Source organism: Bacillus sp. D48C (assembly GCF_053345735.1).
This window is the reverse complement of the sequence record NZ_JBKFAQ010000001.1, coordinates 1-261: the sequence shown is the minus strand read 5'-3', so window position 1 is coordinate 261 and position 261 is coordinate 1. Positions and strand designations below refer to the sequence as shown.

Annotated in this window: 1 rRNA gene (only partly in view); it reads right to left on the bottom strand. The window is 39.8% G+C overall.

The annotated features are described in order from the left end of the window. Positions 1–95, bottom strand: a 5S ribosomal RNA gene (gene rrf / locus ACLBXA_RS00005) (it extends 34 nt beyond the left edge of the window). Between the last annotated feature and the right edge of the window lie 166 nt (positions 96–261).

Here is a 261-nt window from a genome sequence, read left to right as displayed (position 1 = left end):
ACAGGGACAAGGTCCCAACTACCATCGGCGCTAGAGAGCTTAACTTCCGTGTTCGGTATGGGAACGGGTGTGACCTCTCTGCCATCATTACCAGACATTATTCTTTTGAGACAATCATTATTATAACTTATTCACTTTAAAAGTCAACAAATTTTTTATGTTCTCTCAAAACTAGATAACATTGCTACATATTATATGGTTAAGTCCTCGATCTATTAGTATTCGTCAGCTCCACATGTCACCATGCTTCCACCTCGAACC